Source organism: Pseudomonas sp. MWU13-2100, from assembly GCF_023242365.1.
In the GTDB taxonomy this organism is placed as follows: domain Bacteria; phylum Pseudomonadota; class Gammaproteobacteria; order Pseudomonadales; family Pseudomonadaceae; genus Aquipseudomonas.
Window position 1 is genome coordinate 148,593 of the sequence record NZ_JALLIX010000001.1, and the last position, 25,448, is coordinate 174,040.

At 62.5% G+C, this 25,448-nt stretch carries 29 protein-coding genes and 2 pseudogenes; 19 read left to right on the forward strand and 12 right to left on the reverse strand.

All coding sequences use genetic code 11. The annotated features are described in order from the left end of the window. Positions 1–80 precede the first annotated feature (80 nt). Complete coding sequence (locus M5B99_RS00735) at positions 81–440, forward strand: 5-carboxymethyl-2-hydroxymuconate Delta-isomerase (RefSeq protein ID WP_248802176.1); 360 nt, start codon at positions 81–83, stop codon at positions 438–440. 203 nt (positions 441–643) lie between these two features. Here the strand turns inward: M5B99_RS00735 and cynS are convergent, their stop codons facing one another. Both cynS and M5B99_RS00745 read right to left on the reverse strand, forming a co-directional pair. Further along, positions 644–1,114, reverse strand: coding sequence for a cyanase (gene cynS / locus M5B99_RS00740; RefSeq protein WP_248802177.1), 471 nt, complete (start codon positions 1,112–1,114; stop codon positions 644–646). A gap of 34 nt (positions 1,115–1,148) precedes the next feature. Then, on the reverse strand, positions 1,149–1,808 hold the full coding sequence (locus tag M5B99_RS00745) for a carbonic anhydrase (protein ID WP_248802178.1): 660 nt from the start codon (positions 1,806–1,808) through the stop codon (positions 1,149–1,151). Between the two features lie 111 nt (positions 1,809–1,919). Here M5B99_RS00745 and cynR point away from each other — a divergent pair, with 111 nt between their 5' ends. The 6 genes and pseudogenes from cynR to M5B99_RS00775 all read left to right on the forward strand — a co-directional run bounded on the left by cynR (position 1,920) and on the right by M5B99_RS00775 (position 6,446). Beyond that, a complete protein-coding gene (gene cynR / locus M5B99_RS00750; protein ID WP_248802179.1) occupies positions 1,920–2,840 on the forward strand; it encodes a transcriptional regulator CynR in 921 nt (306 codons plus the stop codon). A gap of 3 nt (positions 2,841–2,843) precedes the next feature. Continuing rightward, positions 2,844–2,960 (forward strand): annotated as a pseudogene (locus tag M5B99_RS00755) (hypothetical protein); the annotation flags it as partial. 178 nt (positions 2,961–3,138) lie between these two features. Then, a complete protein-coding gene (locus M5B99_RS00760; RefSeq protein WP_248802180.1) occupies positions 3,139–3,822 on the forward strand; it encodes a class I SAM-dependent methyltransferase in 684 nt (227 codons plus the stop codon). 141 nt (positions 3,823–3,963) lie between these two features. Continuing rightward, positions 3,964–5,097, forward strand: coding sequence for a ribonuclease D (gene rnd / locus M5B99_RS00765; RefSeq protein WP_248802181.1), 1,134 nt, complete (start codon positions 3,964–3,966; stop codon positions 5,095–5,097). Beyond that, the gene (locus M5B99_RS00770; protein WP_248799927.1) at positions 5,094–5,387 is read left to right on the forward strand and encodes a YcgL domain-containing protein; all 294 of its coding nucleotides are present in this window, start codon (positions 5,094–5,096) and stop codon (positions 5,385–5,387) included. Before rnd ends, M5B99_RS00770 begins: the two co-directional genes overlap by 4 nt. Positions 5,388–5,513: 126 nt before the next feature. Beyond that, positions 5,514–6,446 carry a D-2-hydroxyacid dehydrogenase gene (locus M5B99_RS00775; protein WP_248802182.1) on the forward strand — a complete coding sequence of 311 codons (933 nt, stop codon included), beginning with the start codon at positions 5,514–5,516 and terminating at the stop codon, positions 6,444–6,446. Positions 6,447–6,597: 151 nt separating this feature from the next. On the opposite strand, the gene M5B99_RS00780 is transcribed toward M5B99_RS00775, so the two are convergent. After that, positions 6,598–7,191 carry a nitroreductase family protein gene (locus tag M5B99_RS00780; protein ID WP_248802183.1) on the reverse strand — a complete coding sequence of 198 codons (594 nt, stop codon included), beginning with the start codon at positions 7,189–7,191 and terminating at the stop codon, positions 6,598–6,600. 154 nt (positions 7,192–7,345) lie between these two features. On the opposite strand from M5B99_RS00780, the gene M5B99_RS00785 reads away from it, so the two are divergent. Next, positions 7,346–7,795 carry a YcgN family cysteine cluster protein gene (locus M5B99_RS00785; protein ID WP_248802184.1) on the forward strand — a complete coding sequence of 150 codons (450 nt, stop codon included), beginning with the start codon at positions 7,346–7,348 and terminating at the stop codon, positions 7,793–7,795. A 161-nt stretch (positions 7,796–7,956) separates the two neighbouring features. Here the strand turns inward: M5B99_RS00785 and M5B99_RS00790 are convergent, their stop codons facing one another. Both M5B99_RS00790 and M5B99_RS00795 read right to left on the reverse strand, forming a co-directional pair. Further along, entirely contained in the window at positions 7,957–8,424 is a 468-nt protein-coding gene (locus M5B99_RS00790) for an RNA methyltransferase (RefSeq protein WP_007926908.1), read from the reverse strand. A 48-nt stretch (positions 8,425–8,472) separates the two neighbouring features. After that, complete coding sequence (locus M5B99_RS00795) at positions 8,473–9,180, reverse strand: glutathione S-transferase family protein (protein WP_248802185.1); 708 nt, start codon at positions 9,178–9,180, stop codon at positions 8,473–8,475. A gap of 125 nt (positions 9,181–9,305) precedes the next feature. Between M5B99_RS00795 and M5B99_RS00800 the strand changes: the two genes are divergently transcribed. Then, on the forward strand, positions 9,306–9,887 hold the full coding sequence (locus tag M5B99_RS00800; RefSeq protein ID WP_248802186.1) for a TetR/AcrR family transcriptional regulator: 582 nt from the start codon (positions 9,306–9,308) through the stop codon (positions 9,885–9,887). Between the two features lie 94 nt (positions 9,888–9,981). Here the strand turns inward: M5B99_RS00800 and M5B99_RS00805 are convergent, their stop codons facing one another. Then, on the reverse strand, positions 9,982–10,911 hold the full coding sequence (locus M5B99_RS00805; RefSeq protein WP_248802187.1) for an HD-GYP domain-containing protein: 930 nt from the start codon (positions 10,909–10,911) through the stop codon (positions 9,982–9,984). Positions 10,912–11,141: 230 nt separating this feature from the next. Here M5B99_RS00805 and M5B99_RS30100 point away from each other — a divergent pair. Together M5B99_RS30100 and M5B99_RS30105 are read left to right on the forward strand one after the other, a co-directional pair. Further along, positions 11,142–12,194 (forward strand): annotated as a pseudogene (locus M5B99_RS30100) (methyl-accepting chemotaxis protein); the annotation flags it as partial. A gap of 141 nt (positions 12,195–12,335) precedes the next feature. Continuing rightward, positions 12,336–13,049 (forward strand): methyl-accepting chemotaxis protein, encoded by a 714-nt coding sequence (locus M5B99_RS30105; RefSeq protein WP_412548684.1) that lies wholly within the window; start codon positions 12,336–12,338, stop codon positions 13,047–13,049. Positions 13,050–13,061: 12 nt separating this feature from the next. On the opposite strand, the gene M5B99_RS00815 is transcribed toward M5B99_RS30105, so the two are convergent. Beyond that, positions 13,062–13,436, reverse strand: coding sequence for a YajD family HNH nuclease (locus M5B99_RS00815; protein WP_103498682.1), 375 nt, complete (start codon positions 13,434–13,436; stop codon positions 13,062–13,064). Positions 13,437–13,486: 50 nt separating this feature from the next. Then, positions 13,487–14,173, reverse strand: a complete 687-nt coding sequence (locus M5B99_RS00820; protein ID WP_248802189.1) for a spermidine synthase — start codon at positions 14,171–14,173, stop codon at positions 13,487–13,489. Between the two features lie 82 nt (positions 14,174–14,255). Between M5B99_RS00820 and M5B99_RS00825 the strand changes: the two genes are divergently transcribed. Continuing rightward, positions 14,256–14,609 carry a hypothetical protein gene (locus M5B99_RS00825; RefSeq protein ID WP_412548682.1) on the forward strand — a complete coding sequence of 118 codons (354 nt, stop codon included), beginning with the start codon at positions 14,256–14,258 and terminating at the stop codon, positions 14,607–14,609. On the opposite strand, the gene M5B99_RS00830 is transcribed toward M5B99_RS00825, so the two are convergent. Further along, positions 14,606–15,079 carry a cyclic nucleotide-binding domain-containing protein gene (locus M5B99_RS00830; RefSeq protein ID WP_248802190.1) on the reverse strand — a complete coding sequence of 158 codons (474 nt, stop codon included), beginning with the start codon at positions 15,077–15,079 and terminating at the stop codon, positions 14,606–14,608. The genes M5B99_RS00825 and M5B99_RS00830 overlap by 4 nt on opposite strands. 91 nt (positions 15,080–15,170) lie before the next feature. Continuing rightward, a complete protein-coding gene (locus tag M5B99_RS00835; protein ID WP_248802191.1) occupies positions 15,171–17,222 on the reverse strand; it encodes a S9 family peptidase in 2,052 nt (683 codons plus the stop codon). An 89-nt stretch (positions 17,223–17,311) separates the two neighbouring features. On the opposite strand from M5B99_RS00835, the gene M5B99_RS00840 reads away from it, so the two are divergent. The 3 genes from M5B99_RS00840 to M5B99_RS00850 are packed head-to-tail and all read left to right on the forward strand — an operon-like array spanning position 17,312 to position 19,166. Further along, positions 17,312–17,812, forward strand: a complete 501-nt coding sequence (locus M5B99_RS00840) for an MFS transporter (RefSeq protein WP_248802192.1) — start codon at positions 17,312–17,314, stop codon at positions 17,810–17,812. Positions 17,813–17,844: 32 nt separating this feature from the next. Further along, positions 17,845–18,621 carry a class II glutamine amidotransferase gene (locus tag M5B99_RS00845; RefSeq protein WP_248802193.1) on the forward strand — a complete coding sequence of 259 codons (777 nt, stop codon included), beginning with the start codon at positions 17,845–17,847 and terminating at the stop codon, positions 18,619–18,621. 11 nt (positions 18,622–18,632) lie between these two features. Next, positions 18,633–19,166 (forward strand): DUF2937 family protein, encoded by a 534-nt coding sequence (locus M5B99_RS00850; RefSeq protein WP_248802194.1) that lies wholly within the window; start codon positions 18,633–18,635, stop codon positions 19,164–19,166. Between the two features lie 122 nt (positions 19,167–19,288). Here the strand turns inward: M5B99_RS00850 and M5B99_RS00855 are convergent, their stop codons facing one another. After that, positions 19,289–20,221, reverse strand: a complete 933-nt coding sequence (locus M5B99_RS00855; protein ID WP_248802195.1) for a LysR family transcriptional regulator — start codon at positions 20,219–20,221, stop codon at positions 19,289–19,291. Positions 20,222–20,373: 152 nt separating this feature from the next. On the opposite strand from M5B99_RS00855, the gene M5B99_RS00860 reads away from it, so the two are divergent. The 4 genes from M5B99_RS00860 to M5B99_RS00875 all read left to right on the forward strand — a co-directional run bounded on the left by M5B99_RS00860 (position 20,374) and on the right by M5B99_RS00875 (position 24,091). Beyond that, positions 20,374–21,660 (forward strand): MFS transporter, encoded by a 1,287-nt coding sequence (locus M5B99_RS00860; RefSeq protein ID WP_248802196.1) that lies wholly within the window; start codon positions 20,374–20,376, stop codon positions 21,658–21,660. A gap of 63 nt (positions 21,661–21,723) precedes the next feature. Continuing rightward, positions 21,724–22,476, forward strand: coding sequence for a 5-oxoprolinase subunit PxpA (locus M5B99_RS00865; protein ID WP_248802197.1), 753 nt, complete (start codon positions 21,724–21,726; stop codon positions 22,474–22,476). Further along, the gene (pxpB, locus tag M5B99_RS00870) at positions 22,473–23,177 is read left to right on the forward strand and encodes a 5-oxoprolinase subunit PxpB (protein WP_248802198.1); all 705 of its coding nucleotides are present in this window, start codon (positions 22,473–22,475) and stop codon (positions 23,175–23,177) included. The genes M5B99_RS00865 and pxpB overlap by 4 nt, the downstream gene beginning before the upstream one ends. After that, a complete protein-coding gene (locus tag M5B99_RS00875; RefSeq protein ID WP_248800455.1) occupies positions 23,174–24,091 on the forward strand; it encodes a biotin-dependent carboxyltransferase family protein in 918 nt (305 codons plus the stop codon). Before pxpB ends, M5B99_RS00875 begins: the two co-directional genes overlap by 4 nt. Before the next feature lie 170 nt (positions 24,092–24,261). Here the strand turns inward: M5B99_RS00875 and M5B99_RS00880 are convergent, their stop codons facing one another. Beyond that, positions 24,262–25,440: a vWA domain-containing protein gene (locus tag M5B99_RS00880; RefSeq protein WP_248802199.1), complete on the reverse strand. Its 1,179-nt coding sequence runs from the start codon at positions 25,438–25,440 to the stop codon at positions 24,262–24,264. Positions 25,441–25,448: the final 8 nt, after the last annotated feature.

The following is a 25,448-nucleotide window of genomic DNA, read 5'->3' on the forward strand; positions in this document are numbered from 1 at the left end:
TTCACGTTCATTCATGACTTTTCGCGAAGGCCGCGTGCTATATCTGTGTGCCTTCCCGTCCCGCTGTCTGGAGCCTGTCGATGCCTCACGTATTCCTGGAATACACCCCCAACCTGACTGAGTTCGACGCCGACAAGGCGTTGCTGCGCATCAATCATGCGCTGGTGGCGTCCGGTCAGTTCGGCGCCGAGTTCGATATCAAGAGCCGGGCTACGGAGTTGGGGGCCTTTCGCGTGGGGACGGGGTTGGGCGAGCGCGGCTTCGTGCATGTGAAGCTGGCGCTGCTGAGCGGGCGCTCGGCACAAATCAAGACACAACTTTCCGAGAGTCTGTTGGCGGGGTTGAAGGATCTCGGCGACTGGCCGGAAGGTATCGAAGTACAGCTGTCGGTGGAAGTGGTGGACCTGGACCGTGAGTCCTATGCCAAGGTTGCATTCTGATCGGGCGACAACCCCCATTCTTGAAAAAACCGCGAACCCTGTAGGCGCCGGCTTGTCGGCGATGGCGTCCGCAAGGATGCAGCAGGGCCCAAGGGCCTCATCGCCGGCAAGCCGGTATCTACAGGTATGGTGTTCCAGTACGAAATACCGTCAGGGCCGGCGCCTGCCAGGGCTGCATGGCATTCCTGGCAAACACGGCTTTATCAGAACGGCTTGGTTGGCAGGTACTTGCCATCCAGGGTGATGACCGCGCGCGAGCCGCCGTCCGGGTCTTCGACTTTCTTGATGTCCAGCTTGAAGTTGATGGCACTGATGATGCCGTCGCCGAACTGTTCGTGGACCAGGGCCTTCAAGGTGGTGCCATAGACCTGGATCATTTCGTAGAAACGATAGATCGTCGGGTCGGTCGGGACACCATTGCCGATGCTGCCGCGCAACGGCACGCTTTGCAGCAGGCGACTGGCGTCCTGGTCCAGGCCGAGTTTTTCACAGACCACGTTGGCGGCGCTGGCCGGCAGCGGGTGCTGGCCGAGCAGGGCGGCGGTGACGAAGGCCAGGCTCAGGCCGGTGCCGTCGGTCAGGTCCTGCCAGGACAGGTTCAGGCGCTGCTTGGTGTCGATGATGGTATCGGCCAGGGCCAGGCGTGGAGCTTGTGCGAATTGGGACTGCAACATGGTGACTTCCTCGTTTTAGTAAGTAGGATTCAGATCAAGCGACCTGTGGCGGTTGTGTTGACAGCGCGCAGGCTTGCGGCTGTTCGGCAAGTGAGACAAAGCGACTGGTGCTGCCGTCGAGAGCTGCGATCGAGCCGCTCTCGATGTCGTACACCCAGCCATGCAGGTTCAGCCGGCCTTGTTCCAGCGCCAGGGCGACCGACGGGTGAGTCTTGAGGTTAGCCAACTGGGCGACCACGTTTTCCCGAACCAGGGCATCCAGTCGCGCCTCGGCCGAGGCATGGTTGCGGGCGGCATTGATGACCTTGGCCGACTCGGCATGACGCAGCCAGTTGGCCACCGCCGGCAGGTGATCGAGGCATTTGCAGGTGGAGATCGCGGTCATCGCACCGCAGTCGGAATGGCCGCAGATCACGATATCGCGCACCCCCAGTACCGCTACCGCATATTCCACCGTGGCCGAGACGCCGCCCGGCTCCGGGCCATAGGACGGCACGATGTTGCCGGCATTGCGGATCACGAACAGGTCTCCGGGCTCTTGCTGGGTCAGCAGTTCCGGCACTACCCGGCTGTCCGAGCAGGTGACGAACAGGGTCGCCGGGCTCTGGGTGGTTGCCAGTTGCTTGAACAGGGCGCTGCGGGTTGGAAAGGCTTCGCGTTGGAACTTCAGGAATCCATCGATGATGGCTTGCATGGTGCTTCTCCTTGCGTGTGGCTGATGGGGCAAGGATGGAAGTTTTCAGTCATAGCGTCCAAGACTGGCTTATTATGAAAGCCATAAGTCCTGCCTATAGTTGAGTGCCCGATGCTGCTGCGTCATATCCGTTATCTACTGGCCGTCGCCGACCACCGCAATTTCACCCGGGCCGCCGAGGCTCTGCATGTCTCCCAACCGACTTTGTCCCAGCAGATCCGGCAACTCGAGGACAGCCTCGGGGCGGCGCTGTTCGACCGTTCGGGACGCAGCATCCGCCTGACCGATGCCGGCGAGGCCTATGTGCGGTTTGCCCGCTTGGCCCTGCAGGATCTGGAGGCGGGCAAGCGGGCGATGCACGATGTGCGGGACCTGAGTCGCGGCAGCTTGCGCCTGGCCATGACGCCGACCTTTACGGCATACCTTATTGCGCCGTTGTTGCATCGCTTTCACAGCCTTTACCCGGGCATCACCCTGGGCGTCGAGGAAATGACCCAGGATCGTCTGGAGGCCGCCTTGGCCGAGGACCGGCTGGATATCGGCATTGCCTTTACCGGGCTGCACCTGGCGGATATCCAGAGTGAAGCGTTGTTCAGCGAAACCTTGAGCCTGATGGTCGGCGCGAGCCATCCGCAGGCTGCTGGGAAGGTCCTCAGCGCCCGTGATCTGGAGCAGCAGTCGCTGGTCCTGCTCAGCCAGGATTTCGCCACGCGCCAGCACATCGATCTCTACTGCCGCCAGCACGGCATCGTGCCGCGCATCGTCATCGAGGCCAACTCCATCAGTGCGATTGTCGAGTTGGTCCGTCGCGGCCAGTTGGCGACAATCCTGCCCGCGGCCATTGCCCTCGAACAGCCGGGGCTGCTGGCGTTGGAGCTGACACCGGCGTTGCCACAGCGCACGGTGGCCCTGCTCAGTCGTCGTGGGGCCTGGCGCAGTGCCGCCTGCCAGGCATTTGCAACGCTGGCGGGGCAGTGGCGCAATGCAGGTCAGCATGCCCCCCGGCGAGGGGGCGGCGGCGACAGTGGCTGATGTGAGGCATTTGGCCGCGAGTTCCTCGGGCTCTACCTGGCGGTCAAGCGTGCCGAATACCGGCAGTTCATGGGCGAGGTTGGCGAGCAGGACTGGCGCGGGTATTTGCCGCGGGCGTGAATGATCGTCCGGTAATCTCTTGAACAACCAGTGCGGGAATTTTTCACGAAATATTGATGCGTGCCTGACTAAGGTTCGAGACGTTGTCGAGTGGATGTTTCTGGCTCTCGGCAGCCCTTCAAATCCACTCCGTGTGTCCGATCAGTCCGGTACAGGTTCCTCCGAGAGTTTGCGAGTCATGTCAGCGCAACCGCCTTCAACCGTCGAGCTTGAGCTTGAGTTTGCCCGCCAGCACGCGCGCGAGCATGCCCGGGCTTGCCTGGCGCCGTGTCCCGACAGCCTGGCCCGGCGCCTGGCGCTGGCCCGTGAGAAGCAGTGGGTGCGCCAGGCGCTGAAGCTGGCCGGCGAGCCCGGCCTGGTCCTTGATCTGCCCTGCGGTGCCGGACGCTTCTGGCCGCTGCTGGCCGAGCGCGGCAATCGGGTGATCCTCGCGGCCGACCCTTCGCAAGAGATGCTGGACCACTGCGCGGTCCATCATGGCGACGATGTGCTGATGCGCGTCAGGACCTTCCAGAGCTCGGTGTTTACCATCGGCTTGCCGGAGAATGCGGTGGACTGCATTTTTTGCATGCAATTGTTCCAGTATGTCAGCGACAGCCGGCACCGGATGGCGATGCTGCGCGAATTCCACCGGGTCAGTCGCGATACCGTGATCCTCTCGTTGTGCATGGACGGCAAGGTCATGGCCTGGCGTCATCGACGCCTGGCCCAGGCGGCCAGCCAGGAGGTGCCGCGCATCCTGTTCGACAAGGCACAGGTCGAAGGGGAGTTTCGCGAGGCCGGTTTCGAGATTGTCGGTCACCGCGATTTCTTGCCTGGCTACGCCCTGCGCCGTCTCTATGTGTTACGCAAGAACACCTGACCCCGGAGTGAGGCCGCCAAACCGCTGAGTGGGACTATTCTTGCACCTCAGTAAGTTCTTTCGCTTGTGCACTTGCAGAGTGAGTGCTCGCAAACCCCGGTGGCGAGATATACTGCGGGCCATTCTTCAAGGGAGAGCCGTGTGGCCATCGATATTCACTGGATTCGCGACAACGATAGCCTCGGTCGGCATTGCGCCCAATGGCAACAGTTACCCTTTGTTGCCCTCGACACCGAATTCATGCGGGTCGACACCTTTTATCCGATTGCCGGACTGATCCAGATCGGTGACGGCGAACGCGCCTACCTGATCGATCCCCTGACCATCGACCAGTGGCAACCCCTGGCGGCGTTGCTCGAAGACCCGGCTGTGGTCAAGGTCGTGCACGCCTGCAGTGAAGACCTCGAAGTGCTGTTGCGCCTGACCGGCAGCCTGCCGGTGCCGCTGTTCGACACCCAGCTCGCGGCCGCCTACCTGAACCTGGGCTTCTCCATGGGCTATTCGCGCCTGGTGCAGGAAGTCCTCGGTATCGAGCTGCCCAAGGGCGAGACCCGTTCGGACTGGTTGCAGCGTCCGCTGTCGGAAACCCAGGTCAGCTACGCCGCCGAAGATGCCGTGCACCTGGCCGAGGTCTACACCCGCCTGCGTCCGAAGCTGTCGGACGACAAGTACGCCTGGGTCCTGGAAGACGGCGCGGAGCTGGTGGCCAACCTGCGTCGCGAGGTCGATCCCTATGAGGTCTATCGCGAGGCGAAACTGGCCTGGAAACTGTCCCGTGCGCAACTGGTCGTCCTGCGCGAACTGTGCGCCTGGCGCGAGTGCGAAGCCCGCGCCCGCGATCTGCCGCGTAACCGCATCGTGCGGGAACACGCCTTGTGGCCATTGGCCAAGAGCCAGCCGGACAATCTGGTGGCCCTGGCCCGTATCGAGGACATGCACCCGCGGACCGTGCGCCAGGACGGCGAATTCCTCCTGGAGTTGATCAAGCGAGCCGGTAGTGCGTCGATGGACCAGTGGCCGCCGGCGGTGCCCGAGCCCTTGCCGATCGAAGCCTCGGCGCTGATCAAGCGCCTGCGCGCCCTCGGCCAGGCCGAGGCTGAACGCCTGGGCGTTGCGCCGGAATTGATGCTGCGCAAGAAAACCCTGGAAGCGCTGGTCAAAAGCGGCTTCCCCGATGGACCTTACCAATTGCCTGATTCGCTGCGTGGCTGGCGCCGCGAGTTGATGGGCCAGGCGCTGCTCGACAGCCTGGCCAGTGCCGGAGAACAGCCTTGAAACGTATTTGCTCCATCTACAGAAGCCCACGCCGCAACGAAATGTACCTCTACGTGCTCAAGAGCGATGCTCTGGAACGCGTTCCGGAGAATCTGCTGCTGGCCTTCGGTAAACCGCACCATGCTTTCGACCTGGTCCTGAGCCCCGAGCGCACGCTGTCGCGCGAAGACATCCACCAGGTACTGGAGAACCTTGAGAAGCAGGGCTATCACCTGCAGATGCCGCCGGCCGAAGACGAATACATCGAACATTTGCCTGAAGAGCTGTTGCGGCGCAATGATCCGATCTGATGGACATCTCTGAGTGCTCTGTCCGGAGTGCTCGAATCAAATGGATTGTATTTTCTGGCAGTGGCCGATGACGATGGAGCGAACTCTGTCGGCGGCTGCCTGCACTGTTTTTGAAAGGTTTGAACCATGCGCGTTCTGATTGCCGAACACGACCACGCCCTCTATGCCCGCTTGCTGCAGCAGATGGCCCCGGAACTTGAAGTCATGACCAGCAGCGATTCGGCCACGCTGTCGACGATGGCGGCTGACTGTCCGGTCTGGCTGGGGCAGCCGGACCTGCTGGCGACCCTGCTGCGCCAGGGGCACGGCCCTCAATGGCTGCAATCGACCTGGGCGGGTGTCACCCCGTTGCTGGCCGAGGGCTTGCCACGCAACTACCGCCTGACCCGCGCGGTGGGGATTTTTGGCCAGGTGATGGCCGAGTATGTGCTGACCTACATGCTGGGGCATGAGCGTGAGGTCCTGGCCCGCCTGGTCAGCCAGGTCGAGCGCAAGTGGGACAACCGCCTGGGCCAGAGCCTGGCGGGACGCAAGGTGCTGATTGTCGGTGCCGGGGATATCGGCCAGAGTGTTGCGCAGTTCCTGCAACCCTTTGGTGTCGAGTTGTATGGTATCGCCAGTACCGCGCGGGAGCAGGCACCGTTTCTCGAGGTGGCGGCGCTCGAAGCCCTGGGTGAGTGGGTTGGCAAGGTGGACTATGTGATCAACCTGTTGCCGAACACGCCCAATACCCACGATCTGTACGACGCGGCGCTGTTCAAGCGCTTCAAGCCTAGCGGCCTGTTCATCAACGTCGGGCGTGGCGTGGCGGTGGTTGATGCGGACCTGGTGGAAGCCTTGAAGGAAGGGCATCTGGCGGGGGCGGTGATCGATGTCTGCCGGCAGGAGCCGTTGCCGCAGCGCCATCCGTTCTGGACGGCCTGGGGTTTGTTGTTGACTGGCCACAGTTCGGCACCGACTTCGCCTGCGATGATGGTGCAGCTGTTTGTCGAGAACCTGCGGGCCTATCAGGCCGGGGAAGCGCTGCGTGGAGAAGTGGATTTCGAGCGCGGCTACTGAGTCTGGCGAGTTTTTTTGTGGGAGCGGAGCTTGCCCGCGAATGGGGACACTGCGGTTCTTCAGGAAAACCGCGGCGCTCCCCTTCGCGGGCAAGCGCCGCTCCCACAGCAGGTGCTGTTCATTCTCGTTGTAACAGTGAACAGTCTCTGGGTTACAGGCTGAAATCACCCTCAGCCACCAGCGCGCTCAACGGCTGGCGTGGGCTTGGGATTTCACGGGCCTGCAGGTAATCCGGCAGGCTCGCCTTGTCGCCCAGCTTGCCGATGGCCACTGCCGCATGCAGTGCATAACCTTCTGGAATCTTCAGCTCGCGGCGGGTCAGTTCCTGATCGAAGCCGGCCATGCCGTGGCTGTGCCAGCCGCTGTTGCTGGCTTGCAGCGCCAGGTGGCCCCAGGCCGAGCCGGTGTCGAAGGTGTGCCACAGCGCCGGGGTTTCTTCGCTGGCGCCGGGGGCGGTGAAGGTGGTTTTCGAAATCACGATCACCAGGGCCGAGGCATGCTGCGCCCAGCCGTGGTTGAATTCGTTCAGCAGGCCGAGGAAACGCTCCCAGTTCGGTGTGTCGCGACGGGCATAGAGAAAGCGCCAAGGTTGCGAGTTGTAGGCCGAAGGTGCCCAGCGGGCGGCTTCGAAAAAGCTCAGCAGGGTTTGTTCCGGGATGCTCTCGCCGGTAAAGGCGCGTGGCGACCAGCGCTGGGTGAACTGGGGATCGATCGGGTGATCGGCGATGCGTGGGTTGATGCTCATGGCGCAGTCCTGACTGGGGAAATAAGCGAGAAAGCTACTGCGCCGCAGACAGCCTGACAAGTCTTGTTCAACCGACAGTCGCCGACGCTTGGCCGCAACGGCGCGGGGCACTAGACTGGCGGCCTTTTCACTCCCCGATGCAGATGTCTGAACCATGGCCGCGAAAGTTGAACCCTTCTGGATACGCAAGACCCTCGAGCAACTCGATCAGGAGGAATGGGAGTCGCTGTGCGACGGTTGTGGCTTGTGCTGTCTGCAGAAGCTCGAGGACGAAGATGACAACAGCGTCTATTACACACGTATCGCCTGCAAGCTCCTGGACCTGAAGACCTGCCAGTGCACCGACTACGCCAAGCGTCGCGACTCGGTGCCCGACTGCATCCAGCTCACCCCGGGCCAGGCCGACCAGTTCAAGTGGTTGCCGCCGACCTGCGGTTATCGCCTGGTCAGTGAAGGCAAGGACCTGCCGCTCTGGCACCACCTGGTCTGCGGCGACCGCGATGCAGTGCACCATGAGCGGATTTCCCAGTCCGGGCGCATGCTCGCCGAAGGCAGCGTGCCGGAAGAGGATTGGGAAGATCATCTGATTTTCCGCGCCGGCTGATTCGCGCCAATCCCGAGGAGCTCCATGTCGTTACCTTGCAGGCTGCCTGTGTTCCTGCTGCTGATGCTGTGCAGCGGGGCGAGCCATCGAAGGTGCTGGCGAGTGGTCTGTTGACGTAGTGGTTGCCTGTCCGGCGATACGATCTGACCGACGCCGCAAGACTAGAACTTCGGACCGGAGCGGGTGTTGTTGCCTTTGGCCAGGCGGTCGTACAGCACCACATTGACCGTCGCCGCCAGGTTCATGCAACCGGTGGTCGGGATATACACCACGTCTTCGCACCAGTCGCGGATGTCCTTGTCCAGCGAACCGTCTTCCGGGCCGAAGATATACAGCGCCCGATCGGGATGGGTGTATTCGGGCAACGAACGCGCGCCCTCCACCAGCTCGACGGCCACCGGCACGCAACCCAGCGGCAGGATTTTCTTCAGGTCGTCGATGCCGATCAGCGGAATGTCCTGGTGGACTTTCTTGGTGTCGGTGACGAAGTCCCGCGCCCGCTCGTAGCGCTTGCCGGTGTAGAACACCGAGGCCACGCCGTAGCAGCCAGCCGCACGCATTACCGAGCCGACGTTCTCCGGGGACTTGGGGTTATACAAACCAATGCAGCTGTACCTTTTGTTTGCCACGAGCCGGGTGCCTTCCAGGTAAAAGACGCGATTATACCGGCATCTCCGTCAGACCGTGGTGTCGGGATAGTTCGAGGGGAACAGGGCGCGGCGGGTTTGCTCGTCGTTGATCTGCTTGAAGGCATGGCGCTTGCCCACTTGACGGGCACGGGCCACGGCCGGCCGGGCGTCGATACGCTGAAACCAGGCCGACAGGTGGGGGTAGGCGGCCAATGGCGACTCTTCGCCCTTGAGCACACGTGCAGCCCGGTCGATCCAGCCCCAGGCGGAGATATCGGCAATGGTATAGCTGTCGCCGACGATATAGCGGCGCCCGGTCAGGTGCCGGTCAAGTACCCGGTAGTGCCGCTCCGCTTCACGGCGATAACGATTGATGGCGTAAGGGATACTTTCCGGGGCCGAGAACTGGAAGTGCACTGCCTGGCCGGAAAATGGCCCCAGGCCTGTGCCGATAAACATCAGCCATGACAACAGTTCGCCCCGGTCAGCGGGCTCACCGCCGAGCAGCCCGGTCTTTTCACTCAGGTACAGCAGGATCGCGTTCGAGTCGAACACCCGGACTTCGCTACCGTTCGGGCCTTCGGTATCGAGGATTGCCGGAACCTTGCCATTGGGATTGATCGCCAGGAACTGCGGGCTGTGCTGTTCGCCCTTGCTGGTATCGACCGGAACCAGCTCGTAGGGCAGCGCTGCTTCTTCAAGAAACAGGGCGACTTTGGCCGGATTGGGCGTCGGGTGGAAAAAGAAACGGATCATGGCGAAAGGTCCTGGCTGATGTTTTGGAACGACTGATATAAAATAGGCCAAGCCCAGGTGCATGGCAATCGTCGTGTGTTTCAACGACTATTTGCGCCACTTCAATTTGAATCCATGTGTGAGTTATGGCGCGACCCAGAGAATTTGATGAGGCCAGTGCGGTGGAGGCGGCGATCCGCTGCTTCTGGTCCCGTGGCTACGAGGCCACCTCCGTGCGTGATCTGGCGCTGGCCATGGGCATCACCGGGGCCAGCTTGTACAACGCGTTCGGTGACAAGCGCGCGCTCTTCGGCCTGGCCCTTGAGCATTACATCAAGCGCGGCTTCTGCGAGCGCTCCGCACGCCTGGAGCAGCAGCTGCCGCCGCGCGAAGCCATCCAGACGTTTTTCAATGAGATCATCGAACTGTCCCTGAGCGATCCCGAGCACAAGGGCTGTTTTATCGTCAACGCGGCCCTTGAGGTGGCGCCCCACGATCCGGAGTTCAAGGCGGTATTGGCCGCGGTCCAGGAGGAGATGGAGGGCTTTTTCCGGCGTTGTATCAGCGCCGGCCAGGCCCAGGGCAGCATCAATGCGTTGCTGCCGGCGGACGATCTGGCGCGTATGTGCCTGGCGGTGCTCATGGGACTGCGGGTGCTGGCCCGCTCAAGGCCGGAACGGGAGTTGCTGGAAGGGTTGGTGCGTCCGGTCTTCGGTTTATTGCAATAGTGCGTATTCGCGGCGTGTCACCGCGACGCAAGCGAGCCAGACAATCCTCGTCGGCCAGGCCGTCAGGAACCCGGCTGTCTGAGGCGCAATCCGCTTAACGTGGATGCGAACCCGCTTGCTCCCGCAGAACCGGGACGAATTGGCGCTGCACCAGGCGCTCGATCAGTTCGACGTCGGCCTGGGGGCTGAGGTCTTTCGCGCTGCCGGTTGTGCCGGTGGCCTGCAGTTCCAGCACGCTGTCCGGTGACTTCTGGTACAGCAGATAGTCCGCGCCGCAATTGCCGCAGAACACATGATCGCCCGCATGGTGCGCACGCTTGAGTACCACCGTCGGCCCGCACATGTCGCAGTGCCGCAGGGGAATGCCCTGGTCGGTATGGCCGATGATCGGGCTCAAGACCCCTGACTCCCCCAACTGGATAAACAATGCGCCGAAGTGCGCGTCGAACTGGCTCCCCAGGTTCTTGCCGATGATCTGCAGCGCCTGTGCCTGCGGCATGCCCGTACGATAGGGGCGGGTGCTGGTCATGGCATCAAAGGCGTCGCAGATACCGACGATGCTCGCCAGGTGCGGGATCTCATCGGCCTTGAGCCCCAGCGGATAACCCCGGCCATCCGGCATCTCGTGGTGCAGGCGTACGGCGTCCTCCACCAGCGTGGCCAGGGGGTGGGCATGCAACAGCCGAAAACCGATATCGGGGTGGGTCTTGATCACGGCGTATTCCTCGTCGCTCAGGGGGCCGGCCTTGCGCAGTACCGCATCGGGAATGCCGACCTTGCCCAGGTCATGGACAAAGCCGCCCAAGGCGATCCGCGCCACTTCCTCCGCCGCGAAGCCGGCCTTCTGTGCCAGTAACTCGCAGAACTGCGCCACCCGCCACAGGTGCCCGCCGGTGTAGGGATCCCGCGCCTCCACCACCCAGGCCATCACCAACAGGCTCGACAGCAATTCCTGTTCCGGGCGCGAAACCTGGGCCGGTTGGAGGGTGCCCAGCAGATTTTGAATCAATTGGTTCAGCTTCATCGAAGGCGTTCTCGGTACAGGAATAAGAGGGCGACGTACACACTGGCACTTTGCCTTGTTGAGCAGGTATAGGGCTTTAAATTACAACCGTTGGAAAAAATCTTGGTCTTGTGTTTTGTAGCGATCGATTTAGAATGCCAGCCATCTCAAGGCGCCTCAAGGTGTTTGGCGCGTTGCCTCAGCCGGTTGACGGCCTGACAGGAGCGTTCGTTATGGTCGCCGATTGGTTGATGGGCGCTTCGGTACGTCGCAAGTTGACGTTGGGCTTTGGCATCGTGTTGTTGCTGACGGCACTGCTGACCGGCATCGCCTGGTACAGCATCGGGCAACTGACGATGCGTAGCGAAGCGCTGGTGGACAGTGTCTCGCTGGACACGCAGATCGCCGCCGTGCGCTTGCAGGAAAACGAATTCGACCGCACCGGGCAGAGTGCGGCGGTGGACGCCTATGCCGGGCAGATGCGGGCGTTGTATGCCGGTGTCGACAAATTGCAGATGAGCCTGGAAACCGACGCACAGGCGACCCTTGCGCGTATCCGTGATGTGGCCCGGGCTTATCAACAGAGCTTTGCCGAGTTTGTTGCGGCGCGGCGCCAGGCCCGAGATGCGGAACAGGCCATGGTGCCGGTGATGGAGACTATCGCCGAACAACTGACGCGTTTGCGCACCCAGCTCTTCCAGCAAATGCGCAGCGATCCGGCGGTCACCATCGATCAGGCCCAGGCAGTGGCCGAGTTGCAATGGCTGATGGCGCAATTACGCGATCAGGTGCGCTTGTATATTGCTGATCCACAACCCGAGACGCAGTTGCGCGTTTCGCAGATGGCCGACCGGATTCGTGTGCAGGGCAATGACTTGTACGGGCAACTGCCGGGTGATGCCTTGCAGACGCCGTTGCTCGGAGCGTTGCAGGCGGCGGTGACCTACCAGGACCGGGTCGTGGACTTTCGCGACAGCGTGCTCAAGAGCCAACAGGCGAAACAGGCGATGCTGGCGCAGGCGGGTGACTTGCAGCAACTGAGTGCGGCGGTCTATCAACTGCAACTGCAAGGGCGTGGTCACGATGTGCGGATGGCCCGTGGCGAGCTGTTGTCGGCAGGGGGGTTGGCGCTGTTGCTGGGTTTGCTGTCGGCCTGGGCCATGACCCGGCAGATCGTCCCGCCGCTCAAACGGACCCTGGCCCTGGCTCGGCAGATCGCCTCGGGCGACCTGACCGGTAACCTGGAAAGCCATCGGCGTGACGAACTGGGGCAGATGATGACGGCCATGCGGGAAATGGCCGGGCATCTACGTCAACTGATCGGCAGCATCGGCGACGGCACGCGTCAACTGACCCAGGCCGCCGAAGGTTTGTCGACAGTCACTGCCCACAGCAGCGCGGGTGTGTCGCAACAGCGCCAGCAGACCGAAGAAGTTGCCGGCGCCATGGGCGAAATGGTCGACAGCGCCCAACATATCGCCCGTAATGCCCAGCAGGCCTCGGAGGCGGCACAGGCGGCCGAGCGGCGCAGTGTCGAGGGTAACCGCGTGGTGACCCAGGCCATCGAACACTTTGAAGCCCTGGTACTCAACGTCGACCGCTCCGCCCTGGCGATGGAGCGTCTGCGTGAAGACGGTGAGCGTATCGGCGGGGTTTTCGGGGTTATTCGCGAGGTGGCGGAACAGACCAATCTACTGGCCCTCAACGCCGCCATCGAAGCGGCTCGCGCTGGTGAAGCTGGGCGGGGCTTTGCGGTGGTGGCCGATGAAGTACGCGCACTGGCCCAACGCACCCAGCGCTCCACCGAGGAAATCGAGGGGCTGATCGCGGCCCTGCATGGCGGCACCGAGCAGGCCACGGCGATCATGCGCCAGAGCCAGGACATGAGTCTGTCCAGTGTGGCCCTGGCCCGTGAAGCCGGTGGCGTGCTCAGTGAAATTCGCCAATCGGCGTCGCTGATCCAGTCGATGAACTCACAGATTGCCACGGCCGCCGATCAGCAAACCCGCGCTTGCGAACAGATCAGCGGCAATCTGGCGCGCGTGCGCGATATTGCCGACGAGTCGGCGCAGTCGAGTGCTCGCACGGCGACGGCGAGCCTCGAGCTGTCACGCCTGGGCGGCGATCTCAGCGTGCTGGTTCAGAAATTCACGGTATAAGCCGTGTAGCCGCTACTCGTCTTTCTTCATCAACCCGGCCAGCGCCGCGAACGGGTTGTGGGTGGCCTTGGCGATCTTCGGGCTGCTCAGGGAACCGTCGCCGAAGTATTGCTGGTCGGTGTAGCGCGAGTGCTCGTTGTCATGGCAGAACAGGCACAGCAGTTCCCAGTTGGAACCGTCCTGCGGGTTGTTGTCATGGTTGTGGTCGCGGTGATGCACGGTGAGCTCGCTCAGGCGCTTGCCGGAAAATTCACGGGCGCAGCGACCGCAGACATGCGGGTACATCTTCAGCGCCTTGTCACGATAGCCCATCTCTTTATCGCGTTTCGCATCGGCCAGGATGCGATCCAGCTTGGCGGTATGGGAGGGAGGGTTGGCCGAACTCATGGGGTCACCTTGTCGAATGGGTTAATGACGGTTATGCGGCAAAGTCTAGCTCAGTTCTTGAGCTTCTCGGCGATCCAGATGGTGTGCCGCGTACCCTTGTTGCCGTGCGCATAGACCTGGACTTCCTCGGCCTTGAAGCCGGCCTTGCGCAGTTTGTCGGAGAAGTGGCTGTCGGCACTGGCCGACCACACCGCCAGCACGCCCTTGGGCCGCAGGGCCTTGGCACAGGCGCTCAGGCCGCCGGTCGAGTAGAGCCAGCTGTTGGCTCTCTGGGTCAGTCCTTCGGGACCGTTGTCGACATCGAGCATGATCGCATCGAAGCCATTGGGCTCGGTCTGCAGGACCTTGGCCACGTCTTCCTGGCGAATCACCGTGCGCGGGTCATCCAGCGGCCGGCCGGCTTTTTCCCCCAGCGCGCCGCGGTTCCATTCGACGACGCCCGGCACCAGTTCGGCCACCACGACTTCGGCGGTCTTGCCCAGATGCTTGAGAGCCGCGGCCAGGGTGAAGCCCATGCCGAGGCCGCCGATCAGCACCCGCGATTGTGGCCGGCCGGCGACCTTGCGGCAGGGGATTTCCGCCAGGGCATCTTCGGAACCGTGCATGCGGGTGTTCATCAATTGGCCGCCGTCGCCGCCCTGGATCTTGATCACGAAGTCTTCGCCATACTCGAACAGGCACAGGGCACCGCCGTTTTCGGGAATCGGAGCGGTGTCCAGCAGAACAAAACGTTTCATGGAAATCTCATTGGGAGGGGCAAAATAGCCGCGTTGCGAGTAGCCTGATGGCAGACAGAGAAGTCTGGCAACGGAGCCATTGATGAAACGCGCTATTGTAGCGGTCATTGCCTTGACCGCGCTCACCATTACCACGGTACGGGCCGAGGATCTCTCGCCGGTACCGGTCACGCCGAAGTCGGGCGCGCCGAGTACGGCGACCCCGACGCCGTCCCCGCAGATCACCCCACGCACGCCGTCCAAGCCTGGCGAGCCGCTACCCAGCATCGAGTTGCCGCAGCCGCCCAAGGACCAGACCCAACCGGGCCCGGAGCAGAACGACAAGACCGACAAAGCCGACAAAGCCGATAAAGCCGATAAAGCCGATAAAGCCGATAAAGCCGATAAAGCCGATAAAGCCGATAAAGCCGATAAAGCGAAGGAAACCTCCAGCTAGATCTGTTGCGAGAGCAGTTGGCCGTCCGCCATGCGCAGTCGCTTGGACAGCGCAATGGCGATGGCGCGGATGATCTTGGCGGCGATCTTCGGCGCATCGTTGAGCATCTTTTCCAGGGAATCCTTGCCCAGATTGAGCAATTGGCAATCGCTGGCGGCCACGCAACTGGCCGAGCGCCGCTCGCCATCGAGCACCGCCATCTCGCCGAAGGCGCGGCCGGCACGCAGGGTGGCGATCACCACCGGTTGACCTTCGGCGTTGCTCTTCTGCACGTTCACGCTGCCGTGATGAATGATGCACATGAAGGTCCCGGCATCCCCCTCGTTGAAGATGGCTTCGCCCCTGGTGACGCTGCTGATGCTGAAATAGCCGGCAGCGGCGAGAAAATCCGCCGGCAGCAAGCTGGCGAACAAACCGCAGTCCATCAGCATGTCGCGGATTTCGTTATTCAGTAAGGTCGGTTCTGACATGGCTCACGGTCTTTTCTTGTTGCCTGTTGTTCTGTGCGGGCATTGAAGCCCGGCGGCCCAGAGTTAAGACAAGGGCGCCGGGCAGAGTTCCTCAGACCAGGCCGAGAACCTTGAACACGAAGGCGTATTCGAGGGCTACGTCACGTAATCCCTGATAACGACCGCTCATGCCACCATGGCCGGCGTCCAGTTCGGTCTTGAGCAAGAGTAGATGCTCGTCGGTTTTCGTGGCGCGCAGTTTCGCCACCCATTTGGCCGCTTCCCAGTATTGCACGCGACTGTCGTTGTAGCCGGCGATCACCAGGGCGGCCGGATAGGCCTGGGCGCGGACGTTTTCATACGGCGCGTAGGCCTTGATCCGCGCGTACACCTCGGGCTCCTCGGGATTGCCCCATTCGTCGTATTCGGTGACGGTCAGCGGCAGGTCCGGGTCGAGCATGGTGTTCAGTACGTCGACGAACGGCACTTCGGCGATGGCGGCCTGGAACAGTTCCGGGCGCTGGTTAAGCACGGCCCCGATCAACAGGCCGCCGGCACTGCCGCCGCTGATCGCCAGTTGTGTCGAGGTAGTCAGGCCTTCGGCGATCAGGTGCTCGGCGCAGGCGATGAAATCGTCGAAAGTGTTTTGCTTGTGCGCCTGTTTGCCGGCGCGATACCAGGCTTCGCCCAGTTCGCCGCCGCCGCGCACATGGGCGATGGCGAAGGCCATGCCGCGCTCCAGCAGGCTCAGGCGGGCGTGGGAGAACCACGGGTCGAGGCTTTCGCCGTAGGCGCCGTAGCCGTAGAGGTAGAGCGGGGTGGCCTGGCCTTGCAGTTCGCGCTTGACCACCAGGCTGATGGGCACCCGGGTGCCGTCCGCGGCCGTGGCCCAGAGGCGCTGGCTGACATAGGCATCGGGGTCGAAAGCGCCCAGCACCGGAGTCTGTTTGAGTACACTCTGCGCGCCGTTGGCCAGGGTCAGTTGGCGGATCTGGGCCGGACGATTCAGCGCTTCGTAGCGCAGGCGGATGGTCTGGCTGGTGAACTCCAGGCTGTCCTGCACATAGAGGCTGTAGGCGGCATCCGGCAGTTGCACGCGATAGCCCGGCAGGCCCAGGGGCCGCACTTCAATGATAGGCAAGCCGCCTTCGCGCAGGCTCAGGCACAGGGCCGAGGCGTTCAGGGTCACGCCTTCGAGCATCACCTGCTCATCGTGGGGCACCAGCAATTGCCAGTCGTCACGGCCCGGTACACCGTGGTCCACGGCGTGATACAGGGCGAAGTTGATACCGACCTGGTTGCTGCGGATAAACCAGCTCCATTGTTCTTCGTACCGGCCGTGGTCGACGAAGTACTCGTGGCCTTCGACCCGGGGTGCCAGGCAAGTAAAGGCCTGGGTCGGGGTATCGGCGTCCAGGGCCCAGGCTTCGCTGGTGGTCTTGCTGTTGAGCAGCACCAGCAGTTGGCGCTCGGAGCTGCTGCGGTAGCAATGCAGGAAGAAGCGCCCGTCGGCTTCGTGCAGGACTTCCACGGCCGTGTTGTCGCCGAGGCGATGACGGTACAGCTTGTGGGGACGATGGGTGTCGTCCAGTTCGGCGAAAAACAGCGTCTGGCTGTCGTTGGCCCAGGTCATGCTGCCATCGCAACCCTCGAACGGCAGCTCGCTGACCGCGCCGCTGTCGAGCTCCTTGACGTACAGGCGATAGACCTCTTCGCCGCTGGTGTCGAGGCTGTAGGCCAGGCGTTGGTGATCCGGGCTGACGCTGAAGGCGCCGAGGGAGAAGAAGCCGCCCGCCGCCAGCACGTTGGGGTCGAGCAGCAGGGCTTCGGCGCCTTCATCCACCGTCAGGCTGTCATCGGTCGGACGCGGGCAGCGATAGTGCCGAGGGTATTCGTCGCCGGCGGTGGTGCGGGTGTAGTAAAGGAACGGTCCCCAGGGCGAGGGCAGGGACAGGTCGGTTTCGAGGATCCGCGCCTTGATTTCCTCGAACAGGCTTTCGCGCAGTTCGGCTTGATCGGCCAGTTGCGCCTGCTGGTAGCTGTTTTCGGCCTTGAGATAGTCGAGCACGGCATCGCTGTCGCGTTCCTGCAACCAGGCGTAAGGGTCCGCACCCGCGTCGCGGCGGGCAATCGGGGCGCTGTTGACGCTGCTATCGAGGGACATGAGCAACTCTCTGTGGGCAGATCGCTGACGGCGGGGCAGCCGGACCGGCGAAAAGCCGTTATCATAAGCGTCTCTTTGCCAGCCTTGCCATGGACACCATGACCGAGAACGACTATCTGATCGCCTGGGGCTGCTACGCCTTTGCCGCCTTGGGCTGCTTGTTGGTGTGGTTTCGCCTGACCCGCTGGATCTGGCGCTGGCTGCGCGAGCCGCTGCGCGTGGTGATGGCCGTGCTGCTGTTCAGCCCGACCATTATCGACCCGGTGAAGGAAAAATTCGCCCCGGCGGTGGCCATTACGGCCCTGGACCTGATGTTCAAGGTCGGTAACAACGCCTGGCGCGCGGTTTCCGATCTGTTCATGTACCTGATGTTCGCCGTGGGTGCCTATCTGCTTTTCGCGCTGATCCGCTGGCCCATCGAGCGCTCGATCAAGGCCCGTCGCCCGCAGCCCGTCGCGGCGGGTACGGCAGCGGAGGCCGAGCCCGAGGAGGATGATCAACCCTTCGCCGCGGCCGATCGCAACGAACGTTACGGCCGTCAGCCACCGACCGGTGGCAATGGTCGTTCGCGGGTCGAACCGCGTCTGTAAGCGCGTTCCCGCATTGAAGCGAGAGTCCGAGCATGTGTGAATTGTTGGGCATGAGCGCCAATGTACCGACCGATATCGTTTTCAGCTTTACCGGTCTGATGCAGCGTGGGGGGCGTACCGGCCCCCATCGTGACGGCTGGGGCATCGCCTTCTATGAAGGCCGTGGCTTGCGCCTGTTCCAGGACCCGGCGGCGAGCTGCGAGTCCGAGGTCGCACAACTGGTGCAACGTTACCCGATCAAGAGCGAAGTGGTGATCGGGCATATCCGCCAGGCCAATGTCGGCCAGGTCTGCCTGTCCAATACCCATCCCTTTGTCCGCGAACTGTGGGGGCGCAACTGGTGTTTCGCCCATAACGGCCAGTTGGCGGACTTCCGGCCGCCGACCCGCTTTTATCGCCCCGTGGGTGATACCGACAGCGAAGCGGCGTTCTGCGACCTGCTCAACCGCGTGCGCCAGGCTTTTCCGGAGCCGGTGGACATCGAAGTGCTGCTGCCGTCGCTGGTCCAGGCCTGCGCCGAGTACCGCTCCAAAGGTGTGTTCAATTGCCTGCTCAGTGACGGTGACTGGCTGTTCTGCTATTGCTCGACCAAGTTGGCGCAGATCACCCGGCGCGCGCCGTTCGGTCCGGCACGCTTGAAGGATGTCGACGTGATCGTCGACTTCCAGGCCGAAACCACACCTAATGATGTGGTGACGGTGATCGCCACCGAGCCTTTGACCGAAAACGAAACCTGGACCCGCTACGAACCGGGCCAATGGAGCCTGTGGCGGCGCGGCGAATGCGTCAGCCAGGGCCAGACCGAATAAGGAAGTCCGTTATGTGGTTGAGTTACCTGCGGCTGATTCTGTTTACCCTGGGCCTGTTGATCGGTGTCCAGGTGCCGGGCTTCATCAATGACTACGCCAAGCGGGTCGAGGCGCACCTGATTGAAGCGCAGACCAGCCTCCAGGGTTTCCAGAAGACCGCCGAGCAGTTCTTCAACGGCGACCTGCAAGCGCTGGTGGCTCACTACCGCGCCAGTGACGACCCGGTGTTCCGCAGCGATGCCGACAGCCTCGGCACCTTGCTCAACCGTCAGCGTCTGCTCGATGACCAGTTCCAGGCAATGCAGGGGCCCTGGTACAAACGGGCATTGCAGGTGGCCTATGCGGCCGATCCGGCGATTCGCCAGGAAACCTTGCAGGGCTACACCTACCAGGTCTTGCTGTCGCCCGAGGCGATTGGCTGGGCGATGGGCGCGGCGCTGCTGTTCTCGTTCGTGATCGAAGGCTTCTTCCGCCTGGTGGACTGGGTAGTGCTGGGCGGCAAGCGCCAGCGCGAACGCCTGGCGCGGCGCGAGCGCGGCTGGTAAGAATAAATTCCGCGGAATACTCGTTACTGTAGGCGCTGGCTTGCCGACGATGGCCTCCGCAAGATCAATGCAAGGCTCGCTGGGCTGATCGCCGACAAGTCGGCTCCCACAAAAGTTCTGCGTTACTGACCGGGGAGAGGGGGCTTGCTCAGGATCACATACTGCTCGCCCAGTTTGTCCGCGTAGCTGTGCAAGACCTCCTGGCACAGCGCGACAATTTCCTCCACCAGCTCCACGCCGACCCGCCAGGACACCACCACTTCCAGGTTCGGCGGGCGTACGTCGAGGGCCAGCAAGGTCAACTCGCCGCGCATCAGTTCCTCCCGCACCAGCACCGACGGCAGGGCGCCGATACCGAAGCCGTCGCGCAGTAAGCGGGTAATCGCCGATACCGAGTTCACACAGTTCAGCCGCGGCGCCGGTACGCCATGGACCTGCATCAGGCCAAGAATTTCCTGGTGCGGCCGCGAGTTTTTCGAGAAAGTCACGATGCGCTCCCGGGCGATTTCGGCCAGGCTCGCGTATTCACGGTTATAGATCGAGTTGCTGGCCACCACCCAGCCCATCGGGTGGCTGATCAGTTTCAGGCTGCGAATCGATTCCTGGCGCAGCAGGTCGGTTTGCAGCACCAGGTCGAGAAAGCCCTTTTGCAGTTGATCGCAGAGGTTCAGCGCGGTATCCGCCACCAGTTCGATTTCCACCAACGGGAAGCGGTCTGACATCTGGGCCACCAACGGGCTGAGCCAGGTGTGGATGACCGTGTCCATCACCCCGATGCGCAGGCGTCCGACCTTGGTCGAACTGATCTCGATGGCATGCTTGAGGGCCTGCATGGTATCCATCATCTGCTCGGCATAGTCGAGCACCTTGAGCCCTTCGGGCGTCAGGCTCACACCACGGGAGTCGCGCAGGAACAACTTCACCCCGAGCTCGCCTTCCAGCACCGCGATACGGCTGGAAATGGATGCCTGGGTGGTGAAGAGCTTGTCCGCCGTCAGGCGAAAGCTCTTGAGCCGCGCAACCCAGACGAAGGTTTCGAGAAATTTGAGGTTCATGCAATCAACTTTTTCTTATGCCTGGGCAGGACTTTTATTAGTTGGACGCAGAGGGCACGGCCAACGAAAAATGGCCCTCGACCGGTGAGGCACGATAAGCCCGAGCGGTCGCCAGAACAATACCAATAAGTTTTACGCGGAGAATTTCCCCCATGACTACGCCCGGCTCGCTGGAAGTTACTCAAGCCGAGGGCCCACCCGGTCCGTTCACCTGGTATCGCAATCTCAATCAGCAGGAGCGTCGCACGTTCTGGAGTTGCAAGATCGGTTACGGCCTGGATGGCATGGATACCCAGATGCTCAGTTTCGTCATCCCGACGCTGATCGCCCTCTGGGGCCTGACCACCGGTCAGGCCGGGCTGATTTCCACCAGCACCCTGGTGGCGTCGGCCCTTGGCGGCTGGATCGCCGGGATTCTTTCCGACCGTATCGGCCGGGTGCGCACCCTGCAACTGACGGTGCTCTGGTTCGCCGTGTTCACCTTTCTCTGCGGCTTTGCCCAGAACTACCACCAGTTGCTCGTGGCCCGTACCCTGATGGGCTTCGGTTTTGGTGGCGAGTGGACCGCCGGCGCGGTGTTGATGGGCGAGGTGATCCGCGCCAAGGACCGCGGCAAGGCGGTCGGCATGGTGCAATCGGGCTGGGCCCTGGGTTGGGGGCTGACCGCGATCCTCTATGCATTGCTGTTTTCGCTGCTGCCGGCCGAAGACGCATGGCGCGCCCTGTTCGTGTTGGGCATCGTGCCGGCGATCTTTGTGATATTCGTTCGTCGCCTGGTCAAGGACCCGGAGGTCTATCGCCAGGCCAAGATCCAGGAAGCCCCGAGCACCCCGACGCACTTCTACGAGATTTTTGCCCCGGGCATGCTCAGCACCACCCTGCGGGCCTCTTTGTTGACCACCGGTGCACTGGGTGGTTACTACGCCATTACCGCCTGGTTGCCGACCTATCTGAAGACCGAGCGCGGCTTGAGCGTACTCGGCACGGGCGGTTACCTGGCCATGGTGATCGCCGGTTCCTACATCGGTTATGTGATCAGCGCGTACCTGACCGATCGGCTGGGGCGCAAGAAGAACTTCATTCTGTTCGCCGTCGGCTCCTTCATCATCGTGCTGTTGTACACCCAGTTGCAGGTCAGCAACGAGGTCATGCTCTGGCTGGGCTTGCCCCTGGGCTTTTTCGCCTCGGGGATATTCAGCGGCATGGGCGCGTTTCTCACCGAACTGTTTCCGACGCGGATTCGCGGTTCGGGGCAGGGCTTTTGTTACAACATCGGGCGGGCTTTGGCGGCGTTTTTTCCGCTGCTGATCGGCCTGCTCAGCCAGAAAGTGTCCTTGAGCCTGGGGATCGGCGCTTTTGCCGCCGTGTCCTACGGCGTGGTGATTCTCGCGGCCTTGAGCCTGCCGGAAACCCGTGGCAAGGAACTCGAAGCGCAGTAATCTGTGGGTATTTGCGAAAAATCCCGCATTAAGAAAAGTTAAAAGCCCACAGGAGCAACCACCGTGAGCCGCTTGTTATTGAATTGCGATATCGGCGAAAGCTATGGCAACTGGACCATGGGTCTGGATGCGCAGGTCATGCCGTTTATCGATTGCGCCAATGTGGCCTGCGGTTATCACGCGGGCGATCCGAGCATCATGCGCAAGACGGTGACCTTGGCCCTGGCCAACGACGTGCGGATCGGTGCGCATCCGGCCTATCCCGACCTGGTGGGCTTCGGTCGCCGCTCCATGGCCTGCACGCCCCAGGAAATCCAGGACCTGCTGCATTATCAGATCGGCGCGCTGGACGGTATTTGCCGGGCGCAAGGTGCCCGGGTCAGTTACGTCAAGCCCCACGGCGCGATGTACAACGACATGATGGCCAATCCCGGGCAACTGCGTGCGGTGATCCAGGCGCTTGCCGCCTATGACCGGGAACTGCCGTTGATGCTGCTGGCGATGCGCGACAACAGCGCGGCCCAGGCCCTGGGCGATGAATACGGCGTCGAGCTGTGGTTCGAGGCTTTTGCCGATCGCGCCTACGACAGCGCCGGGCGCCTGGTATCGCGGCAGTTGCCCGGTGCCGTGCATCACGAGCCTGCGCTGATCGTCGAACAGGCACTGACCATCGCTCGCGGTGACAACCTCATCGCCAGCGATGGCAGCGCGCTGCGTTTGCAGGCCAATACCTTGTGCGTGCACGGCGACAACGCCAGTTCGGTGGCTGCGGTGCAGCGTATCCGCGAGGCCCTGGATCGGCAGTCCGCCGTATGAAGCCACGGATCGAAGTGGTCGGGATCGACTGTCTGATGGTGCGCTTGTTCGAGGTGATCGCCGAAGAAAACATGCCGTGGATGCTTGCCGCCGGCGAACGTTTGCGCGCCGGATTCGCCCAGCACCTGATCGACCTGGTGCCGTCCTATACCACCTTGATGGTGCATTACGACCTGCTGGCGTTGAGCCCGTCCCAGGCCCGGGAGCTGATTGCCCAAGCCTTGACCGATCTGGCCCCGAGCACCGGGGCTGGCGGCCAATGCCATGTGTTGCCGGTGTGGTACGACCCGAGTGTCGGCCCGGAGCTGGGCTTGTTGGCCGAGCGCAGCGGCTGGTCGGTCAGCGAGGTGATTCGCTGCCACAGCGAACGTGAGTACCAGGTGTTCGCCCTGGGTTTCGCCCCGGGGTTTGCCTTTATGGGATTGGTCGACGAACGGCTGGCCGCACCGCGTATCAGTACGCCGCGCAAGCGGGTGGCGGCGGGGAGCGTGGGCATTGCCGAGCGCCAGACCGCGGCTTATCCGGTGGTCTCCCCGGGGGGCTGGAACCTGATCGGTCGTACCCCGAGCAAGCTGTTCGACCGTGAGCGCGACGGTTATAGCCTGATGCAGCCGGGCGATACGGTGCGTTTTGCCGCGATCGATCATGCTGAATTCATTACGTTGGGCGGTGATGACACGCCACTGGAGGGCTTGGCATGAGCTATCTGTCGATCGAGGCGAGTACGCCTCTGTGCCTGCTGCAGGATGCGGGGCGGTTTGGCGTGCGTCATCTGGGCGTGACCCAGGGCGGGGCGCTGGATTGGGTATCGATGTTCTGGGCCAACCATCTGCTGGGCAATGCGCCGGATGCCGCGGTGGTCGAAGTGACCCTCGGTGGGCTGACGCTGCTGGCTGAGGAGGATTGTTGTCTGGCCCTGGCCGGTGCCGATCTCGGCGCGCGGGTGGATGGCCAGGCGCTGGCGCCCTGGTGCAGTTTTGTCTTGAGGAAAGGCCAGCGCCTGCAATTGACGCAGCCGCTGTCGGGGGCGCGGGCTTATCTGGCGGCGCCGGGCGGTTTTATTGCGCCCAAGGTCCTGGGCAGTGCTGCCTGTGTGGTCCGTGAGGAACTCGGTGGGCTCGATGGCATGGGACGGCCGTTGGCCAAGGGCGGGCGCCTGGAATATCGCGGGGCGGCGTCGACGCCCAGGGGGTTGTCAGGCGCGCAGGTACCGGATTTCAGTTCCAGTGCACCGTTGCAGGTGGTGCTCGGGGCGCAGATCGGCGAGTTCAGCGGGCAAAGCCTGTTCGATGCGTTCAACAGTGTCTGGACCCTGGACAGTCGTGCCGATCGCATGGGGATCCGGTTGTTGGGGCCGGAGTTGAAGTATCAGGGCGAGCCGATGATCTCCGAGGGCATTCCCCTGGGGGCGATCCAGGTGCCGCCGGATGGACAGCCGATCGTCTTGCTCAACGACCGGCAGACCATTGGTGGTTATCCACGGTTGGGCGCGCTGACGCCCTTGTCGCTGGCGCGCCTGGCGCAATGTCTGCCGGGGGCCCGGGTCAGGCTGGCGCCGGTAGCGCAGGAGGCGGCGCATCGGCAGCAGGTCGAGTTCATGCGCCGGTTCGCCTGACAGCGATCTCATTGTGGCGAGCGGGCTTGCCCGCGCTGGGGTGCGAAGCACCCCCAAAACCTGCAATCGCGGTGTATCAGAAATAACCGGGATTAGGGTTTTACGGCTGCTGCGCAGCCGAACGCGGGCAAGCCCGCTCGCCACGGGATCCCCTTGCCACAGGACCCGGTTTACTTGGACAAAAACCGCATCCCTTCTTCCAACCCACGCAAAGTCAGCGGATACATCTGGTCCTCCACCAGATCGCGGACGATGCCGGTCGACGCGGTGTAGTTCCAGGTGTCCTTCGGATACGGGTTGATCCAGATCAGCTTCTTGTACTTGGCCATGAAGCGCTGCATCCACACATAACCGGCTTCTTCGTTCCAATGCTCGACACTGCCGCCGGACTGGGTGATTTCATACGGCGCCATGGCCGCATCGCCGACGAAAATCACTTTGTAGTCGGCCCCGTACTTGTGCAACAGGTCCTGGGTCGATGTACTTTCCGAGCCCCGGCGCAGGTTGTTCTTCCACACCGATTCATAGATGAAGTTGTGGAAATAGAAGTACTCCAGGTGCTTGAACTCGGTTTTGCAGGCCGAGAACAGCTCCTCGCAGATCTTCACATGGGCGTCCATCGAGCCGCCGATGTCGAACAGCAGCAGCAACTTGATGGTGTTGCGCCGCTCCGGGCGCATCTGGATATTCAACAGGCCGGCATCGCGGGCGGTGTGGTCGATGGTGCCGTCGATATCCAGCTCTTGCGCCGCACCCTGGCGCGCGAACTTGCGCAGGCGGCGCAAGGCAATCTTGATATTGCGCGTACCCAGTTCGACCTGATCGTCGAGGTTCTTGTACTCGCGCTGGTCCCAGACCTTGACCGCCTTGCCCTGGCGCTGGCCGGCGTCGCCGACGCGAATGCCTTCAGGGTTGAAGCCGCCCGAGCCGAACGGGCTGGTGCCGCCGGTGCCGATCCATTTGTTGCCGCCGGCGTGACGTTCCTTCTGTTCTTCCAGGCGTTTCTTGAATTCCTCGATCAGTTTGTCCAGGCCGCCAAGGGACTGGATCTGCGCGCGTTCCTCGGCGCTCAGTGAGCGTTCGAACTCCTTGCGCAACCAGTCTTCGGGAATCAGGGCCTGTAGATGATCGTCGAGTTTTTCCAGGCCATTGAAGTAGGCGCCGAAAGCCCGGTCGAATTTGTCGAAATGCCGCTCGTCCTTCACCAGGATCGCCCGGGCGAGGTAGTAGAATTCGTCCATGTCGGCGAAGATCACACGCTGTTTCAGCGCGTCGATCAGATCGAGCAGTTCGCGCACCGACACCGGAACCTTGGCGGCGCGCATTTCATTGAACAGGTTGAGCAGCATGGCAATCG

Coding starts and splice junctions, on each gene's coding strand:
- M5B99_RS00735 (WP_248802176.1), top strand. CDS start 81: ATGCCTCACGTATTCCTGGAATACACCCCCAACCTGACTGAGTTCGAC.
- cynS (WP_248802177.1), bottom strand. CDS start 1,114: ATGTTGCAGTCCCAATTCGCACAAGCTCCACGCCTGGCCCTGGCCGAT.
- M5B99_RS00745 (WP_248802178.1), bottom strand. CDS start 1,808: ATGCAAGCCATCATCGATGGATTCCTGAAGTTCCAACGCGAAGCCTTT.
- cynR (WP_248802179.1), top strand. CDS start 1,920: ATGCTGCTGCGTCATATCCGTTATCTACTGGCCGTCGCCGACCACCGC.
- M5B99_RS00760 (WP_248802180.1), top strand. CDS start 3,139: ATGTCAGCGCAACCGCCTTCAACCGTCGAGCTTGAGCTTGAGTTTGCC.
- M5B99_RS00775 (WP_248802182.1), top strand. CDS start 5,514: ATGCGCGTTCTGATTGCCGAACACGACCACGCCCTCTATGCCCGCTTG.
- M5B99_RS00780 (WP_248802183.1), bottom strand. CDS start 7,191: ATGAGCATCAACCCACGCATCGCCGATCACCCGATCGATCCCCAGTTC.
- M5B99_RS00785 (WP_248802184.1), top strand. CDS start 7,346: ATGGCCGCGAAAGTTGAACCCTTCTGGATACGCAAGACCCTCGAGCAA.
- M5B99_RS00795 (WP_248802185.1), bottom strand. CDS start 9,180: ATGATCCGTTTCTTTTTCCACCCGACGCCCAATCCGGCCAAAGTCGCC.
- M5B99_RS00800 (WP_248802186.1), top strand. CDS start 9,306: ATGGCGCGACCCAGAGAATTTGATGAGGCCAGTGCGGTGGAGGCGGCG.
- M5B99_RS00805 (WP_248802187.1), bottom strand. CDS start 10,911: ATGAAGCTGAACCAATTGATTCAAAATCTGCTGGGCACCCTCCAACCG.
- M5B99_RS30105 (WP_412548684.1), top strand. CDS start 12,336: ATGGGCGAAATGGTCGACAGCGCCCAACATATCGCCCGTAATGCCCAG.
- M5B99_RS00815 (WP_103498682.1), bottom strand. CDS start 13,436: ATGAGTTCGGCCAACCCTCCCTCCCATACCGCCAAGCTGGATCGCATC.
- M5B99_RS00820 (WP_248802189.1), bottom strand. CDS start 14,173: ATGAAACGTTTTGTTCTGCTGGACACCGCTCCGATTCCCGAAAACGGC.
- M5B99_RS00825 (WP_412548682.1), top strand. CDS start 14,256: ATGAAACGCGCTATTGTAGCGGTCATTGCCTTGACCGCGCTCACCATT.
- M5B99_RS00830 (WP_248802190.1), bottom strand. CDS start 15,079: ATGTCAGAACCGACCTTACTGAATAACGAAATCCGCGACATGCTGATG.
- M5B99_RS00835 (WP_248802191.1), bottom strand. CDS start 17,222: ATGTCCCTCGATAGCAGCGTCAACAGCGCCCCGATTGCCCGCCGCGAC.
- M5B99_RS00840 (WP_248802192.1), top strand. CDS start 17,312: ATGGACACCATGACCGAGAACGACTATCTGATCGCCTGGGGCTGCTAC.
- M5B99_RS00845 (WP_248802193.1), top strand. CDS start 17,845: ATGTGTGAATTGTTGGGCATGAGCGCCAATGTACCGACCGATATCGTT.
- M5B99_RS00850 (WP_248802194.1), top strand. CDS start 18,633: ATGTGGTTGAGTTACCTGCGGCTGATTCTGTTTACCCTGGGCCTGTTG.
- M5B99_RS00855 (WP_248802195.1), bottom strand. CDS start 20,221: ATGAACCTCAAATTTCTCGAAACCTTCGTCTGGGTTGCGCGGCTCAAG.
- M5B99_RS00860 (WP_248802196.1), top strand. CDS start 20,374: ATGACTACGCCCGGCTCGCTGGAAGTTACTCAAGCCGAGGGCCCACCC.
- pxpB (WP_248802198.1), top strand. CDS start 22,473: ATGAAGCCACGGATCGAAGTGGTCGGGATCGACTGTCTGATGGTGCGC.
- M5B99_RS00875 (WP_248800455.1), top strand. CDS start 23,174: ATGAGCTATCTGTCGATCGAGGCGAGTACGCCTCTGTGCCTGCTGCAG.
- M5B99_RS00880 (WP_248802199.1), bottom strand. CDS start 25,440: ATGCTGCTCAACCTGTTCAATGAAATGCGCGCCGCCAAGGTTCCGGTG.